This is a genomic window from Streptomyces araujoniae (assembly GCF_050871195.1).
GTDB classification, from domain to species: Bacteria; Actinomycetota; Actinomycetes; order Streptomycetales; family Streptomycetaceae; genus Streptomyces; species Streptomyces bacillaris.
Genome location: NZ_CP194070.1, coordinates 6762650 through 6778166, shown reverse-complemented (window position 1 = coordinate 6778166; position 15517 = coordinate 6762650). Strand labels below are relative to the sequence as shown.

The window sequence follows — 15517 nt, the reverse complement described above, 5'->3', positions numbered from 1 at the left end:
AGGGGCGCGGCGGCGGGGACGGTGGTCAGCCGGCCGGGACCACCGGGAGTTCCAGGACGCCGGTGTCCTCGGGGGCGCTGACCACGGTGACGGGCTTGATGCCCCGGTTGCCGAAGTACGCGGTGTCGCTGGCGGCGATCACGAACTCCAGCCGGTGCCCCTTCTCGTACCGGTGGACGATGCCGGGCAGCTCCACCGTGAAGGGCCGGGTCACATCGGGGACCCGGACCGGCGAGACCAGCCGGTTCACCAAGGTCCGGGTGCCGTCGGGGGCGACGTCGTACACCTTCGCGAAGAGGACGAGCTTGTCGGAGGCGTCCCCGCTGTTCTGGACCCGCTCCGCCTTCGGCGAGACGACCTTGAGGGTGGCCTTCGGGGCGCCGACCACGTCGAGGGGCGCGGTGAACGGGGCGCTGCGCCAGCCGAGGTAGGTGCCCTTGGTGTCGTACGGCTTCGGGTCGGGCAGCCCGATCAGCGGGGCGATCGAGCTCTCCGAATGGCTGCTGGGGACCAGCCAGTTGGTGTACTGGCGGCTGCCCCGGACGACCTTGGAGCGGTTGTCGACGAGCTTGCCGTCGCCGGAGAGGTACAACTGCTGGGAGAGGGCGGGCAGCCGGTCGGCGGTGCCGTAACCGCTCTGCCAGGAGCGGTAGTAGGCGAACTCGGGTCCGGTGTCGGTCTCCGTCCTCTTCCGGAGGTACCGGTCGAACCAGGCGAGCACCCGCTGCCCCACGTAGCTGCTCTCCAAGTTTCCTTCGCTCAGGTCGAGTTCGCCGGGAACCTGGCCCCCGCTGTGGCCCCAGGACTGCCAGATCATCTTGGCCGGGGTGCCCTGCGCCTTCAGGGTCTCGTAGGTGGCGGTCGCCTCGTTGAGGTTGAAGAGGCTGTCGGCCTGGCCCTGGACGACGAGGGTGGGCGCCGTGACCCGGTCGAGGTAGGAGACGGGCGAGACGCTGCGGGCGTAGGCGAGCATCGCCTCCGTCCTGTCGGCGGGGTAGCGGCCGGAGTTGAGGAGGCGGATGGTCTCGCAGGCCCGGGCGGCGAAGTGCAGGCAGTCCAGCCGGTTGAAACGGGAGGGGTCCAGGCTCGGGTTGAGGAGCGGCTGCCCCTCGCCGATCAGGTAGAACCCGTTGGTCCACTGCCACTTGAAGACGCCGGGGGTGTCGGAGGTGACGCCGGTGCGGGCCCCGGTGTTGTTGGGGGCGAGCGCGTAGGCGAGGTCGTTCCAGGTGATGAGCGGGACGAGGGCGTCGAGCCGGGGGTCGGTGGAGGCGGTCGCCAGTTGGATGGCGCCGCCGTAGGAGCCGCCGATCATGCCGACGCGCGGGTCACCCTCACCGTCCTGGACGACGTAGTCCGCGCGGGTGCCGTCGTCCGCCGCGCGGGTGCCGCCGAGGAAGTCGAGGAGTCCGCTCGCGGCCTTTCCGTCGATGGCCGGGTCGTCCAGGGTGATCAGGCAGCCGGACTTGCCGAAGCCGAGGCCGGAGTAGACGAGCCCGACATAGCCGCGGGTGGCGACGGCCCTGCCGATGGCGTCGGTGGAGCCGTCGGACTTGCTGCCGCCGAAGCCGTTGGTGGCGAGGACGGCGGGGGCGGGGCGGTCCGCGTCGACGCCCGCCGGGCGGTAGAGATCGGCGTCGACCGTGCAGGAGCGCCCGCCCGCCTGGACGGTGAACTTCAGCGGGGTGACGGTGTACGGGGCCGGCTCGGCACGGGCCGGACCGGCGAGGACGAGGGGGGCGGCGAGAGCGGCCGCCGCGAGGGCGACGAGCGGGTTGCGCACACCGGGAACAGCACCTGACACGTAGACCTCCACACCGAGGACACCCTACCGACCGGTTAGTACTGGACCGCGCTCATGCTGTGACACGTGTCATAGCCGTGTCAACGCTGGCGACAGCGGTCGTTGACGGACCTTCACATCCGCGGGGCCGCCCGCCGAGGGTGCTCGGGACGGGCCCCGCAGGTGTCTAGAGGAGCGCCGGGACCTCGACGGTCAGCGTGCAACGGCCGCCGTCCGCCGGGGCGTCGAGCACGGCCGGCACGCCCAGCGGGACCGTCAGGGCGGTCGGCCCGTGGCCGAACCCCAGCTCCTCGATCACGGGTATCCCGAGCGGCCCGAACCGGTCGGCGAGCACCGCGCGGACCTTCTCGTACGGCCCGCACTCCTGCCAGGAGCCGCAGATCACGCCGGACAGCCCCGCCAGGGCGCCGGAGCGCAGCAGCCGGGTGAGGATGCCGTCGAGCCGGTAGGGCTCCTCGCCGGTGTCCTCGATCGCCAGCAGCCCGCCCCGGGCGTCCGGCCGGGCGTGCGGGGTGCCGATGGCGGCGGCGAGGAGGCTGACGCAGCCGCCGTAGAGGACGCCCCGGGCCCGGCCGGGGACGAGGGGGGCGGCGGTGTCCAGGCCGAGGGTGCGTACCTGCTCCGGCGCGAAGAGCGTGGCGCGCAGGTGCTCGCGGGTCGGCGCGTCCTCGACGAACCTCTCGGTGGCGATCATCGGGCCGTGCAGGGTGGCGTATCCGGCGCGCAGCGCGAACGCCTCGTGCAGTGCGGTGATGTCGCTGTAGCCGACGAACACCTTGGGTCCGGCCGCCCGGATCGCCGCCCAGTCGAGCAGGTCGACCATCCGGTGGGCGCCGTATCCGCCCCGGGCGCAGAACACGGCGTCCACGGACGGGTCGCACCAGGCGGCCAGGAGGTCGGCGGCCCGGTCCGCGTCGGTCCCGGCCAGATGGTCCAACTCCGGGTGCACGTCGAGGACATGGGGCATCACGACGGGCTCCAGGCCCCAGTCGCGCAGCACCCCGAGCCCCGCCTCCAGCCGGTCGGCGGGGACGGGTCCACTGGGGGCGACGACGGCGACCCGCGCCCCGGGACGCAGCCGGGGCGGCCGGGCCAGGGGGGCCGCCGGGGAGGGAGGTGCCGTCACTTCCCGAGCTCCAGCGGCGGCACATCACTCCGGTCGATACCGAACGTCTGTACGTAGAGGGAGAGTTCGGCCTCCAGCGCCCTGATGAGGGTCTCCGCCCGCCGGAATCCGTGCCCCTCCCCCTCGAAGGTGATGTAGGCGTGCGGCACGCCCCGCCCCTCGATCGCGGCGAGGAACCGGTCGCACTGGGCGGGCGGGCAGACCAGGTCGTCCAGCCCCTGGAGCAGCAGGAACGGGGCGGTGAGCCGGTCGGTGCCGTTGATCGGCGCGCGTTCCCGGTAGCGCTCGGGCACCTCGGCGGCCGGTCCGATCAGCGACTCCAGGTACTGCGACTCGAAGTCGTGGGTGCCCTCGGTGGACCAGCCGTCCAGGTCCAGGACCGGGAAGAGGATCGTGGCGCAGGCGTAGCGGTCGGTGTTGACGAGCGAGGCGGCGGCCGTCCAGCCGCCCGCGCTGCCGCCCCGGACCGCGAGCCGCCGGGGGTCGGCGGCGCCCTCCGCGACCAGGGCGTCGGCGACGGCCTCGCAGTCCGCCACGTCGACGATTCCCCACTGTTCGCGGAGCCGTTCGCGGTAGCGGCGGCCGTAGCCGGTGGAGCCGCCGTAGTTGACGACGGCGACGCCGATGCCGCGCGAGGTGAAGTAGGCGATCTCCAGGTCGAGGACGAGCGGCGCGTGACCGGTGGGGCCGCCGTGCGCCGCCACGAGGTAGGGGGGCAGTTCGCCCTCGGGGCCGGTCAGTCCGGGGTGGTTCGGCGGGTAGACGTGGGCGTGGATCTCGCGGCCGTCGGAGCCGGTGAACGTCCGGTCCCGCGGTACGGGGAGGTAGGCCGGGTCGACGGCGTCCTGGTGGGCGGAGCCGATGACCCGGGTGCGTCCGGTGGCGGTGTCCAGTTCGACGACCTCGTAGCCGGTGCGCGGGCTCGCCGCGACGCCGACGACCCGGCTGCCGTGCACGGCGAGGGTGTCGGCCCAGGTGGTCCAGTGGCCGGGGACGTCGGCGAGTTCGCCGGTCTCCGGGTCGAGGATGCCCAGCCGCTGGGAACCGCGGCCGTGCAGGACGGCGATCAGCCCGTTCTCCAGCGGGTGGAACCAGCGCAGCCCGATCTTCCACAGCGGACCGCCGAACTCCTCGCCCCGGGGCGGCAGAAGGCGGCTGCTGGGCACCACTCCCCCGGCGACGGCGTCGGGCCGGATGCGCTGGAGCTCCCACCAGTCGGCCAGGTCGGAGACGAAGAGGAGGGTGCCGTCGCGGTCCCACTCGATCTGGCACACCGACTCGTCGTCATCGCCCACCAGGGGCCGTACGCCGGTGAACCCACCGCTGTCCGTGATCTCCGCGACCATCACCACCGTGCCGTCCCACGGCATCCGCGGGTGGTCCCAGGCGATCCAGGCGGCGCGTCGCCCGTCGTGCGAGACCCGGGGGCCGGTGACGAACCGGTGCCGCCCGTCGGAGAGTTCGCGTACGGCGGAGCGGTCGTCGGCGGCCGAGCCGTCCAGCGGTACGGCGGCGATGACGCGGCGTACGTCGGTGGGCCCAGGGCCGGTGAACTCCTCCAGCACGCACCAGACTTCGCCCTGCTCGCCCCGGTCCGGATGCACCTGCGGGTCCACCCAGCGCAGCCCGCCGCCGATGTCCGAGACGGGGGTGAGGGGCCAGGGCGCGTCCGGGCCGTCGGGGGCGTACGCGTACAGCCGCTGGTCCGCGAAGTCGACGAACACGACGAGCGGCCCGCCCTCCTCGCGCACGACGCCCGCCCAGGGCTGTCCGCCGTACTCGATGACCCGGCTGCGCGGGTTCCACGGGGCGGGCAGCACGGGCTCGGTGGTGCCGTCCGGGCGGCGCCGCACCAGGGCGCGGCGTCCTCCCTCGGCCGGGCGCGGCTCGGTCCACCACACCTCGTCCCCGACCGCGGAGAGGTGGTCGGGGCGGCCGTCGTGCGAGGCGGCGAGGGCCGCGTCGATCGGTGACGGCCAGGAACCGTACGGGGCTGCGGGCACGGTGTTCACGGTGGAGGTCCCCCCAGGGAGCGGTCGGGCGGTGCGCGGGTATCGGTGCGGTGCTGGTCAGGCGGTGCGCAGATAGTGGTCGAGGACGCGGACGCCGAAGTGGAGGGCGTCGACGGGGACGCGCTCGTCGACGCCGTGGAAGAGCGCCTGGTAGTCGATCCCCGGGGGCAGCTTGAGCGGCGAGAAGCCGTAGCCGGTGATGCCGAGCTTGGCGAACTGCTTGGCGTCGGTGCCCCCGGACATGCAGTAAGGCACGGCGTGCGCTCCCGGGTCGAACTTCTCGACGGCGGCGCGGAGTCTGGCGTACGTCGGTGAGTCGACCGGGGCCAGGAGGGCCTGCTCCCGGTGGTAGAACTCCCAGGAGACGAGGGGGCCGGTGAGCCGGTCCAGGGTCTCGTGGAACTCGTCCTCGCCGCCGGGGACGAACCGTCCGTCGACGAAGGCGGTGGCGTGGCCGGGGATGACGTTGACCTTGTAGCCGGCGCCGAGCATCGTCGGGTTGCTGCTGTTGCGGATGGTGTTCTGGACGAGCGTGGCGGCCGGGCCGAGCTTGGCGAGGAGCTGGGGGACGTCGAACCCGGGGTCGTCCAGGTCCACGGTGATGCCGTGCAGGGCGGCGATCTCGGTGATGGCGGCGCGGACGGTCGGGGTGAGGCGGACGGGCCACTCGTGCTCGCCGATCCGGGCGACGGCGGCGGCGACGGCGGTCACCGCGTTCTCCCGGTTGACCTTGGAGCCGTGTCCCGCCCGGCCCTCGGCGCTGAGCTTCAGCCAGCCGGTGCCGCGCTCGCCGGCCCCGATGGGGTAGAGGGAGAGGCCCTGTCCGGCGTGGAAGGTGAACGCCCCGGACTCGCTGATGCCTTCCGTGCACCCCTCGAAGAGTCCGGCGTGCCGGTCGGCGAGGAAGCCGGAGCCGTCGACGGCGCTGTCCTCCTCGTCGGCGGTGTAGGCGATGACGATGTCGCGCGGCGGCCGGAACCCTTCGCGGGCCCACCCCCGTACGGTGGCGAGGACCATCGCGTCCATGTTCTTCATGTCGACGGCCCCGCGCCCCCACACCACCCCGTCGCGGACCTCGCCGGAGAACGGGTGGACGGACCAGTCGGCGGGTTCGGCGGGCACCACGTCCAGGTGGCCGTGGACGAGCAGCGCGTCGGCTGACGGGTCGGTGCCGGGGATCCGGGCGACGACGTTGGTCCGCCCGGGGGTGCGCTCCAGCAGCGTCGGCTCGATGCCGGCGTCCGCGAGCCGCTCGGCGACGTACTCGGCGGCCGGGCGCTCCCGGCAGTCGCCGCCGCCCCGGTTGGTGGTGTCGATCCGGATCAGGTCGGAGGTGAAGGTCACCACCTCGTCGAGCGCCTGCCGGTCCACGGGGCCGAGCGGGTCGGTGGCCTCAGCCATACTGTTCCTCCACGGCGGCCGACACGATCGTCGTCACCGCCTTGAACGTGCGGATACCTTCGTACATCGTCGCGCCCGTGTAGGCGACGCGCCTCTCGCCGCTGGGCGCCACCCCGGGCACCACGGTCGCGGCGGCGGCCAGATGCTCGGCGTCGAACTCCAGCTCCACGGTGAACGTCCCGCCGGTCACGGGCGTCCGCGCTCCGGCGAGCGCGGTGGCCTCCCGGGCGGCGGCGCGGATGTCGGCGGCGGTGCGGGCGGGGGTGCGGCAGACGGCCGCGTACCGCGACACGTAGTCCTTGACGGCCACCTTGCGGGCGTCGGGGGCGTATCCCGCCGCGTCCACGCAGGTCAGGTCGTCGCCGGTGACGAGGACGACGGGCACGCCGTACTCGGCGGCCACGTGCGCGTTGAGCAGCCCCTCGCTCGCCCTGGTCCCGTTGAGCCAGACGCCGGTGATGGAGTTGGCGAGGTAGGTGTGGGCGAGGACCCCCTCCGTACCGGCTCCCGTGTGGTAGCCGACGAAGGCGACCGCGTCCACGTCGCCGTGTTGGATGCCCTCCACCATGGAGAGCGACTTGTGCCGCCCGGTGAGCATCTGCACCCGGTCGTCGAGCTGCTCCAGCAGGAGGTTCCGCATCGACCAGTGGGCCTCGTTGACCAGCACCTCGTCGGCGCCGCCGTCGAAGAACCCGAGAGCGGCCGCGTTCACGTCGGAGGTGAACATCGGCCGGCAGCGCTCCCACTGCGGGGTGCCCGGCAGCACGTCGGCCGGCCAGGTCACTCCGGTGGCGCCCTCCATGTCGGCGCTGATGAGGATCTTCATGCCGCCACACCGTACGCCCCGCGGGCGGTGGGGGCCAGGGAGGGGCGGCCCGGGGCGGGTCCGGTCGGCCGAAGCTCCCCCCACCGGGTGCGCGGCGAACACTATGAACGCAAAGCGCACGAGGGTTCTGCCCCGGGCGGCCCGCTTCCTAGCATCCCCGCATCGCGGCGCGTACCGGCGCCGTACGGAGAGCCAGGAGCCGCACCCGTGCAGCAGCACCCCACCCCCCGCGTCCCCGCCCGCACGACCGCCCCGCTGTACCGTCGCGGCCGCCGCCGCTCCGCCCTGGTGGCGGGCCTCCTGGCGACGGCCCTGCTCACCACGGCGGCCCACGCCCCCGTGGTCCGGGCCGACGCCCCCACGGCCCCCACCGCGGCCGGCTGCCCCTCGGCCCTGGCCGGAAAGGCGCGGTGCTACACCGGCCGGGACGCGCAGGGGGCGCACTACGCGATCGCCGTCCCCACCCGCTGGAACGGCTCCCTGGTCGTCCACGCCCACGGCGGCCCCGACCTGGGCGAGGCATCCGACCCGGACCGCTCCACCGGCGACCTGGAGCGCTGGGCCGTCATGGTGAAGGAGGGGTACGCCTGGGCGGGCTCCTCCTACCGGCGCGGCGGCTACGGTACGCGGATGGCGGCGGCCGACACCGAGAGTGTGCGCCGGGTCTTCACCGACCGGTTCGGGAGGCCGGGGCGGACCTATCTGCACGGCCAGTCCTGGGGCGGCAACGTGGCCGCGAAGGCGGCGGAGACGTACGGCCGCACACCGGGGGCGTACGACGGGGTGCTGCTGACCAACGGGGTGCTGGGCGGGGGTTCGCGCGGCTACGACTACCGGGTCGACCTGCGCGTGGTCTACCAGTACTACTGCGGCAACCACCCGCGCCCCACCGAACCGCAGTATCCGCTCTGGCAGGGGCTGCGGCCGGACTCCACGATGACGGCCGCCGGGCTGCGCTCGCGGCTGCGGGAGTGCACCGGGTTCGACGCCGAGCCCGCCGCCAGGACCCCGCTCCAGCAGCGCAACCTGGACGACATCCTCGCCGTCACCGGCATCCCGGAACGCGCCCTGGAGTCGCATCTGCGGTTCGCGACCTTCACCTTCCGCGACATCGTGTCGACCCGGCTGGGCGGCCGCAACCCCTTCTCCAACCAGGGCGTACGGTACGCGGGTTCGCACGACGACCGGGCGCTGAACGCGGGCGTGGAGCGGTTCGCGGCCGATCCCTCCGCGCGCCGGGACCTCTCCTTCGACAGCGACCTCACCGGCCGGGTCTCCGTCCCCGTCCTCACCCTGCACGCGATCGGCGACCCGACGGCCTTCGTGGAGCACGAGTCCGCCTACCGGTCCACGCTCCGGGGCGCGGGCCGGGCGCACCTCCTCGTCCGGAGCTTCACGCGCGAGAGCGAGCACAGCGGGCTCAGCGACGCCGAGTACGCCACCTCCATCGCCGCCCTGGACCGCTGGGCGCGCACCGGGCACCGGCCCACCCCGCGCTCGCTGGCCGCCGCGTGCCCGGCCGTCGACCGGGCGTACGGCACGGGCTGCTTCTACGACCCGGCCTTCACCCCGGCCCCGTACGCCTCCCGGGTGCTGCCCCGGCCGGGCGGGCACCACTGGCCCGCCCTGACCGCCGGGCAGGAGCGGGCGTGGAGCCGGATCGACGGGGTGGGCATCGCGCCCTGAGCCGCCTCAGGGGAGCAGCTTCTCGATCCGCTCCAGCTCGTCCGCGGTGAACTCCAGGTTCCCGACGGCCCGGACGCTGTTCTCCAGCTGCGCGACGCTGCTCGCCCCGACCACGGCCGAGGTGAGGCGGCCGCCGCGCAGCACCCAGGCCAGGGCCAGCTGGGCGAGGGACTGGCCGCGCTCCCCGGCCAGGGCGTCCAGGGCGCGCAGCCGCTCCACCAGGGCGGGCGTGACCGCGTCGGCCGTCAGGAACGGACTCGTCCCCGCCGCGCGGGAGCCGGCCGGGATGCCGTTCAGATAGCGGTCGGTGAGGATGCCCTGTTCCAGCGGGGAGTAGGCGATCGAGCCGGCACCCAGCTCGTCGAGCGCGGTGAGCAGCCCGTCCTCGGGGCGGCGGTCGAGCATCGAGTAGCGGGGCTGGTGGATGAGGAGGGGGGTGCCGAGGTCCTTGAGGATCGCGGCCGCCTCGCGGGTCTCCTCGGCGCTGTAGTTGGAGAGGCCTGCGTAGAGCGCCTTGCCCTGGCGTACGGCGGTGTCGAGCGCGCCCATCGTCTCTTCGAGCGGGGTGCCGGGGTCGGGCCGGTGGGAGTAGAAGATGTCGACGTACTCCACGCCCAGGCGCTTCAGGCTCTGGTCCAGCGAGGCGCGCAGATACTTCCGCGAGCCCCACTCCCCGTACGGCCCGTCCCACATGTGGTAACCGGCCTTGGTGGAGATGACCAGCTCGTCGCGGAGGCGGGCGAAGTCGGTGGCGAGGGCGCGGCCCAGGGTGAGTTCGGCGGAGCCGGGCGGCGGGCCGTAGTTGTTGGCCAGGTCGAAGTGGGTGATGCCGAGGTCGAAGGCGCGGCGCAGGATGGCGCCCTGCGTCTCGGGGGTGCGGTCGCCTCCGAAGTTGTGCCAGAGGCCGAGGGAGAGCGCGGGCAGCATCAGGCCGCTGCGGCCGGTGCGCCGGTAGGGCATGGCGGAGTAGCGGTCGGCGGACGGCAGGTACATGGGCAGGCTCCGCGGGAGAGATCCGGGGCGTACGGGGGACGGAGTCCAGGCTTCCGCAGATCGATCCAGCAGTCCAACAGGAGATTCCGCTCGAATTCATCGCCTACATTGCTCAATCATGGAACTGCGTCAGCTGGAGCACTTCGTCGCCGTCGCCGAGGAGCAGCACTTCACCCGGGCCGCCGAGCGCCTCGCCGTCTCGCAGTCCGGGCTCTCCGCCTCCGTACGGGCGCTGGAGCAGGAGCTGCGGACGCCGCTGTTCAGCCGCACCACGCGGACGGTCCGGCTCACCGAGGCCGGGCGGGCGCTGCTGGTGGAGGCGGAGCGCACGCTGGCGGGGGCGCGGGCGGCGCGGGACGCGGTCGACGCCGTACGGGGGCTGCTGCGCGGGACGCTGACGGTGGGGGTCGAGCAGTGCGTGGCGGGGGTGAGCCCGGCCCGGCTGCTGGCCGCGTTCCACCGGGCCCATCCGCAGCTGGAGCTGAGGCTGCGCCAGGAGGGGACGAGCAGTCTGCTGGACGGGGTGGCCGGGGGGCGGCTCGACCTGGCGTTCGCGGCGACGGTGGACCCGGCGGAGTGGCGCGGGGAGCTGATGGAGCTGGCGCGGGAGCCGATGGTGGTGCTCTGTGCGGCGGGGCACCGGTTCGCGGGGCGGGCCGAGGTGGCGTGGGAGGAGTTGCCGGGCGAGTCGTTCATCGACTTCCACCCGGACTGGGGGCCGAGGCGGGCGGCGGACGGGGCGTTCGCGGCGGCGGGGGCCCGGCGGACGGTGGGCCTGGAGGTGAGCGATGTGCACAGCCTGCTGGAGCTGGTCCAGGAGGGGCTGGGGATCGCGGTGGTGCCGCACCACTTCTCCCGCAAGCCGGAGGCCGCCCGGCTGGTGGCGGTGGGCGTGGCCCCCGCGGGCGGACGGCGGGCGGTGTACGAGAGCGTGGTGGTGCTTCCGTCGGCGGGGAGCCTGAGCCCCGGGGCGCGGGCGCTGATGCGGCTGGTACGGGAGGACGGGGCGCGGGCGGCGGAGGCGGGCTGAGCCGACCGGGAGCCCGGGCCGCCGCGCCCGGCACCCCGGGGTCCGCACCGGACGCGCGCCTGCCGTGCGGAGCCCGGTCCGGACCCGCGGGGCCGGCCCACCCCCGTACCGCCCGTGCGGAGCCCGGACCGGACGGGCGGGCCAGGCCGCCCCCGTACGGCTCGGTCCCGCCGCGCCCCGCCCCCGTACGGCTCAGTCCTCGTGGCCCAGCTGGAGGTCGCGTTCCGTGCGGCCGCCACCCGCGACCTGGAGCACGGTGGCGACGGGCGGGTAGCCCGCGGCGATCACCGTGTACTCGCCGGAGGCGAGGTCCACGAAGCGGAACGCCCCGTCGGGGCCGGTGGTGAGGGTGCGCACCGCGTTGCCCGCCGCGTCGAGCAGGGTGACCCGGGCGTCCTCCACGGGGCGTCCGTCGGGCGTCCGGACGATGCCGCGCAGTACGGCCCCGCCCGCCAGCTCGATGTCCTGCCGGGTCTCGCGGGCCGCCTGGACGCTGACCGGGAGGGCGGCGGGGCGGAAGGCGGGGGCACCGGCGGCCAGGGTGTACTCGCCCGCGACCAGTTCGGTGAGGACGTAGCCGCCCTCGCGGCCGGTGCGGGTGGAGGCGACGACCTCGCCGCGTACGTCGGTGAGGGTGACGGCCGCGTCCGGGACGGGCGCCCCGTCGGCGGCGAGGACGGACCCGGCGAGCCGTCCGGCGCCGCCGAGGACCATGTCCAGCTCGACGGGGCGGTCGCCCACGGTGACGCTGACGGCCTGGGGCTGGTGCCCGCCGGCCGCGGCGATGAGGACGTAGTTCCCGGCGCCCGGGACGCTGAGCGCGTACCGCCCGTCCTCGCCGCCGGCCCCGCGGCCCACCTGCCGCCCCTGGACGTCGATGAGAGTGAGGGCGGCCCCCTCCACCGAGGTGCCGTCGGGGTGCCGGACGGTGCCCCGGACGGGCACGCCGGAGAGGTGGCCGACGGCCGGCTGCGGAGGGGTGGCGCGGGCGGCGGGGATCGGCGTGGGCTCGGTGGCCGCTTCGGGGCTGTGGTGGGACACCAGCGGTTTCTCCTTGAGGAAGAAGGCGAGGATCAGGCCGAGAACGAGCACCGGCACGAGGTAGAGGAAGATGCGCGGCATCGCGTCGACGTACGCCTGGATGTAGGCGTCGCGGAGCGCGGGCTCCATCGCGTGGACGAGCTGCGGGGTGATCGACTCGGGCGGGGGCAGCTCGACGCCGGTGGGCAGGCGGACGCCGAGGGCGTCGGAGAGCCGTCCTGCGAACAGGGTCCCGAAGACGGCGGCGCCGACGCTGCCGCCGATCTGCCGGAAGTAGTTGTTGGCGCTGGTGGCGGTGCCGAGGTCGGCGGGGCGTACGGAGTTCTGCACGGCGAGCACGAGCACCGACATGACCAGCCCGATGCCGGTGCCGAGGACGGCCTGCCAGAGGCTGTACTCCAGCCGGGAGGTGCCCGCCTCCAGCCCCGAGAGCAGCCACATGCCGACGACGGAGACGGCGCCGCCGACGATGGGGTAGATCCGGTAGCGGCCGGTACGGGTGATGAGCTGGCCGGAGACGATGGAGCCGCCCACGATGCCGAGCATCATCGGGAGCATCAGCAGCCCGGACTCGGTGGCGCTGGCCCCGTCGACCATCTGGAGGTAGGTGGGCAGATAGCTGGCGGCACCGAAGAGCGCGATGCCGATGACCGCGCCGATCAGACCGGTGACGTTGAAGATCGAGTCCCGGAACAGCCGGAGCGGGATGATGGGTTCGGCCGCCCGGTGCTCGACGGCGACGAAGAGCAGCGTCGTGACGACGGCCCCCGCCGTGAGGCCGAGGATCGTGCGCGAGCCCCAGGCGTACTCCGTACCGCCCCAGCTGGTCACCAGGACCAGGCAGGTGGAGGCGGCGGCCAGCAACACCGCGCCCAGCACGTCGAGTCGGGGCCGTACGGCGGGCTTCGGGAGCTTCAGCACGACGGCGATCACGGCGAACGTGACGAGCCCGAACGGCACGTTGATGTAGAAGCACCAGCGCCAGGAGGCATGGTCGGTGAAGAAGCCGCCGAGCAGCGGCCCGGCGACCGAGGCGAGGCCGAAGACCGCGCCGATGAGGCCCATGTAGCGGCCGCGCTCCCGGGGCGGCACGATGTCCGCGATGATCGCCTGGACGCCGATCATGAGCCCGCCGCCGCCGATGCCCTGGAGGGCCCGGAAGGCGATCAGCTCGTCCATGGTCCGCGACCAGCCGGCCAGCGCGGAGCCGATGACGAAGACGACGATGGCGAACTGGAAGACGCCCTTGCGGCCGAAGAGGTCGCCGAGCTTGCCGTAGAGCGGCAGGACGATGGTGGAGGCGAGGAGGTAGGCGGTGACCGCCCAGGACATCTTCTCCAGGCCGTGCAGCTCCCCGACGATCTTCGGCAGGGCGGTGGCGACGATCATCTGGTCGAGCGCCGCGAGGAGCAGGGTGAGCATCAGCCCGAGGAAGACCATCCGGATCCGGCGGGGGCTGATCGCGTCGGCGGCCGGGGGCGCGGGCGGGGCCGGCGGTGAGGGGGGCGGCTCCCCGGCGGATGCGGCCGTACCGTCCGGCCCGTCCTTCAGCAGCGTGATACCGCCCACCACGTAACGCTCCCCTCCGTCGTACGCACCCGGCGCACGCGTCTGTCGCACGCATTCGCGCCGCCCATTTGTCGCATCGCGCGGCAAGGCGGGGCAAACGTGACCAGGGGCGCGCAGGGCGCGCACGGAGGGCTTATGCGCCGGTCGGAGCCACTACGGCGCACCACCGGCCGCCCCGGAAAACCACTCGTTCCGGTGAGGGCGGCCGAGCGACGGGGCCGGGCCGTTCGACGGCCCGGCCCCCACGCGCGTACGTCCTACTTCTCGACCTGGGCGGCGAGGTTCTGGAGCAGCTCGTCGTAGATCCGGCCGAGGCCCTTGGGGGCGAAGGTCCGCTCGAAGAAGCCGCCGATGCCGCCCGCGCCGTCCCAGACGGTGGTGACGACGGCCTTGGACTCGCCCTCACCGGCCGGGGTGACGGTCCAGGTGGTGACCATCGAGGAGTTGCGGTCCTTCTCGACGAGCTGACCGTCGGTCGGCTCGGTGACCTCCAGCAGGCAGTCGCGGACCCGCTTGCTGGTGGCCTGGAGCTTCCAGTGCACGAGGGTGCCCTCGCCGTCGCCGCCCTCGCGGACCTCGTACTCGCTGAAGTGCGCGGTCAGCACCTTGCCGCGGACGTCCTTGTAGTCGGCCAGCGCGTCGAACACCGTCTCCGCGTCCGCCGAGATGATCCGCTCCGTGGTGGCCTCGACCTGCGCCATGGCTGTTCCTCCAGCAGTCCGTAGTTCGGGGGGTGAGCTGAGCCAACCACCTCGGGTACGGCCGCTCAAAATCGGGTCCGGAGGGCCGGCTCGCACGATCATGGGAACAGGTGTTCTATTCTGTCGCCAGTGCTACCGAGGAGGCGTCCATGCGCTGGGACAATCTGGCCGAAAACCGCCCCATGACCGGCAACAGCGCGCTCTTCGCCGCGGACGCGGTGACCACGCGCACCTTCGACACCCCGGAGTTCCGGGGCATCACCTTCCACGAGGTCCGGGCCCGTTCGATCCTGAACCGGGTGCCCGGGGCCTCGCGGATGCCGTTCGAATGGACGGTGAACCCCTACCGGGGCTGCTCGCACGCCTGCGTCTACTGCTTCGCCCGCAAGACCCACAGCTATCTGGACCTCGACACCGGCGTCGGCTTCGACTCCCAGATCGTCGTCAAGACCAACGCGCCCGATCTGCTCCGGCGCGAGCTGGCCTCCCGGCACTGGCGGGGCGAGCACATCGCGATGGGCACCAACGTCGACTGCTACCAGCGGGCGGAGGGCCGCTACCGGCTCATGCCGGGCATCATCTCCGCCCTGCGCGACCGGGCGAACCCCTTCTCGATCCTGACGAAGGGCACGCTGATCCTGCGGGACCTGGAGCTGCTGCGGCAGGCCGCCGAGGTCACCGAGGTCGGCGTCTCGGTCTCCGTCGGCTTCACCGACCGCGAGCTGTGGCGCACGGTCGAACCCGGCACGCCCTCCCCCGGCCGCCGCCTCGACACCGTCCACACGCTGGCGGAGGCCGGGATCGGCTGCTCGGTCCTGATGGCGCCCGTCATCCCCTTCCTCGGCGACACCCCGGAGCAGCTGCGCGCCACGGTCTCCGCGATCGCGGCGGCCGGGGCGGTCTCGGTGACCCCGCTCGTCCTGCATCTGCGCCCCGGCGCCCGCGAGTGGTACCTGCGCTGGCTGGGCCTGCACCATCCGCACCTGGTGGAGCGGTACGAGCGGATGTACGGGGACGGGGCGTACGCGCCCACGTGGTACCAGCGCCGGATCACGCGTCAGGTCCACGAGCTGGCGGACGAGTTCGGGATCGGCCCGGCGCACCGGGGCGGGTCACGGCGCGTCGCGCCGGCGCGGAGGGCGGAGGAGGGGGAGCCGGCGGAGGAGCAGGGGCCGACGCAGCTCACCCTCCTGTGACGGGGGCGACTACCGCAGGGCACCCCCTGCGCAAGGCACCTCCCCGCGCAGTTTGCCTCCCCGGGGCCCCTTCCGCAGGGCCGATGGCGTGACCGTACGGGTCGATTCCGCGCGGAATCGGCCCCGGCCGGG

Annotated in this window: 11 protein-coding genes; 3 read left to right on the top strand and 8 right to left on the bottom strand. The window is 73.7% G+C overall.

Going from position 1 to position 15517, the window contains the following annotated elements:
- Window positions 1-25: 25 nt before the first annotated feature.
- From ACQ9ZG_RS28900 to ACQ9ZG_RS28880, 5 genes are all read right to left on the bottom strand, one after another.
- On the bottom strand, window positions 26-1783 hold the full coding sequence (locus ACQ9ZG_RS28900; protein WP_109916030.1) for a CocE/NonD family hydrolase: 1758 nt from the start codon (window positions 1781-1783) through the stop codon (window positions 26-28).
- 187 nt (window positions 1784-1970) lie between these two features.
- Window positions 1971-2930 (bottom strand): S66 peptidase family protein, encoded by a 960-nt coding sequence (locus tag ACQ9ZG_RS28895; protein WP_109916032.1) that lies wholly within the window; start codon window positions 2928-2930, stop codon window positions 1971-1973.
- Window positions 2927-4942 (bottom strand): S9 family peptidase, encoded by a 2016-nt coding sequence (locus ACQ9ZG_RS28890; RefSeq protein ID WP_499281370.1) that lies wholly within the window; start codon window positions 4940-4942, stop codon window positions 2927-2929. Before ACQ9ZG_RS28890 ends, ACQ9ZG_RS28895 begins: the two co-directional genes overlap by 4 nt.
- A 57-nt stretch (window positions 4943-4999) precedes the next feature.
- The gene (locus ACQ9ZG_RS28885) at window positions 5000-6343 is read right to left on the bottom strand and encodes a M20/M25/M40 family metallo-hydrolase (RefSeq protein ID WP_109914291.1); all 1344 of its coding nucleotides are present in this window, start codon (window positions 6341-6343) and stop codon (window positions 5000-5002) included.
- Window positions 6336-7169: a M55 family metallopeptidase gene (locus tag ACQ9ZG_RS28880; protein ID WP_028418590.1), complete on the bottom strand. Its 834-nt coding sequence runs from the start codon at window positions 7167-7169 to the stop codon at window positions 6336-6338. The genes ACQ9ZG_RS28885 and ACQ9ZG_RS28880 overlap by 8 nt, the downstream gene beginning before the upstream one ends.
- A gap of 255 nt (window positions 7170-7424) precedes the next feature.
- Between ACQ9ZG_RS28880 and ACQ9ZG_RS28875 the strand changes: the two genes are divergently transcribed.
- Entirely contained in the window at window positions 7425-8855 is a 1431-nt protein-coding gene (locus ACQ9ZG_RS28875) for an alpha/beta hydrolase (protein WP_499281645.1), read from the top strand.
- Window positions 8856-8861: 6 nt separating this feature from the next.
- On the opposite strand, the gene ACQ9ZG_RS28870 is transcribed toward ACQ9ZG_RS28875, so the two are convergent.
- A complete protein-coding gene (locus ACQ9ZG_RS28870; protein ID WP_028418588.1) occupies window positions 8862-9848 on the bottom strand; it encodes an aldo/keto reductase in 987 nt (328 codons plus the stop codon).
- 118 nt (window positions 9849-9966) lie between these two features.
- Between ACQ9ZG_RS28870 and ACQ9ZG_RS28865 the strand changes: the two genes are divergently transcribed.
- Window positions 9967-10878 carry a LysR family transcriptional regulator gene (locus ACQ9ZG_RS28865; protein ID WP_499281369.1) on the top strand — a complete coding sequence of 304 codons (912 nt, stop codon included), beginning with the start codon at window positions 9967-9969 and terminating at the stop codon, window positions 10876-10878.
- Window positions 10879-11070: 192 nt separating this feature from the next.
- Here the strand turns inward: ACQ9ZG_RS28865 and ACQ9ZG_RS28860 are convergent, their stop codons facing one another.
- Both ACQ9ZG_RS28860 and ACQ9ZG_RS28855 read right to left on the bottom strand, forming a co-directional pair.
- Window positions 11071-13491, bottom strand: coding sequence for an MFS transporter (locus ACQ9ZG_RS28860; RefSeq protein WP_109917035.1), 2421 nt, complete (start codon window positions 13489-13491; stop codon window positions 11071-11073).
- 254 nt (window positions 13492-13745) lie between these two features.
- Window positions 13746-14189 carry an SRPBCC family protein gene (locus ACQ9ZG_RS28855; protein ID WP_109917034.1) on the bottom strand — a complete coding sequence of 148 codons (444 nt, stop codon included), beginning with the start codon at window positions 14187-14189 and terminating at the stop codon, window positions 13746-13748.
- 149 nt (window positions 14190-14338) lie between these two features.
- On the opposite strand from ACQ9ZG_RS28855, the gene ACQ9ZG_RS28850 reads away from it, so the two are divergent.
- The gene (locus tag ACQ9ZG_RS28850) at window positions 14339-15385 is read left to right on the top strand and encodes an Rv2578c family radical SAM protein (RefSeq protein ID WP_499281368.1); all 1047 of its coding nucleotides are present in this window, start codon (window positions 14339-14341) and stop codon (window positions 15383-15385) included.
- Window positions 15386-15517: the final 132 nt, after the last annotated feature.

Coding starts and splice junctions, on each gene's coding strand:
- ACQ9ZG_RS28885 (WP_109914291.1), bottom strand. CDS start 6,343: ATGGCTGAGGCCACCGACCCGCTCGGCCCCGTGGACCGGCAGGCGCTC.
- ACQ9ZG_RS28865 (WP_499281369.1), top strand. CDS start 9,967: ATGGAACTGCGTCAGCTGGAGCACTTCGTCGCCGTCGCCGAGGAGCAG.
- ACQ9ZG_RS28855 (WP_109917034.1), bottom strand. CDS start 14,189: ATGGCGCAGGTCGAGGCCACCACGGAGCGGATCATCTCGGCGGACGCG.
- ACQ9ZG_RS28880 (WP_028418590.1), bottom strand. CDS start 7,169: ATGAAGATCCTCATCAGCGCCGACATGGAGGGCGCCACCGGAGTGACC.
- ACQ9ZG_RS28850 (WP_499281368.1), top strand. CDS start 14,339: ATGCGCTGGGACAATCTGGCCGAAAACCGCCCCATGACCGGCAACAGC.
- ACQ9ZG_RS28870 (WP_028418588.1), bottom strand. CDS start 9,848: ATGTACCTGCCGTCCGCCGACCGCTACTCCGCCATGCCCTACCGGCGC.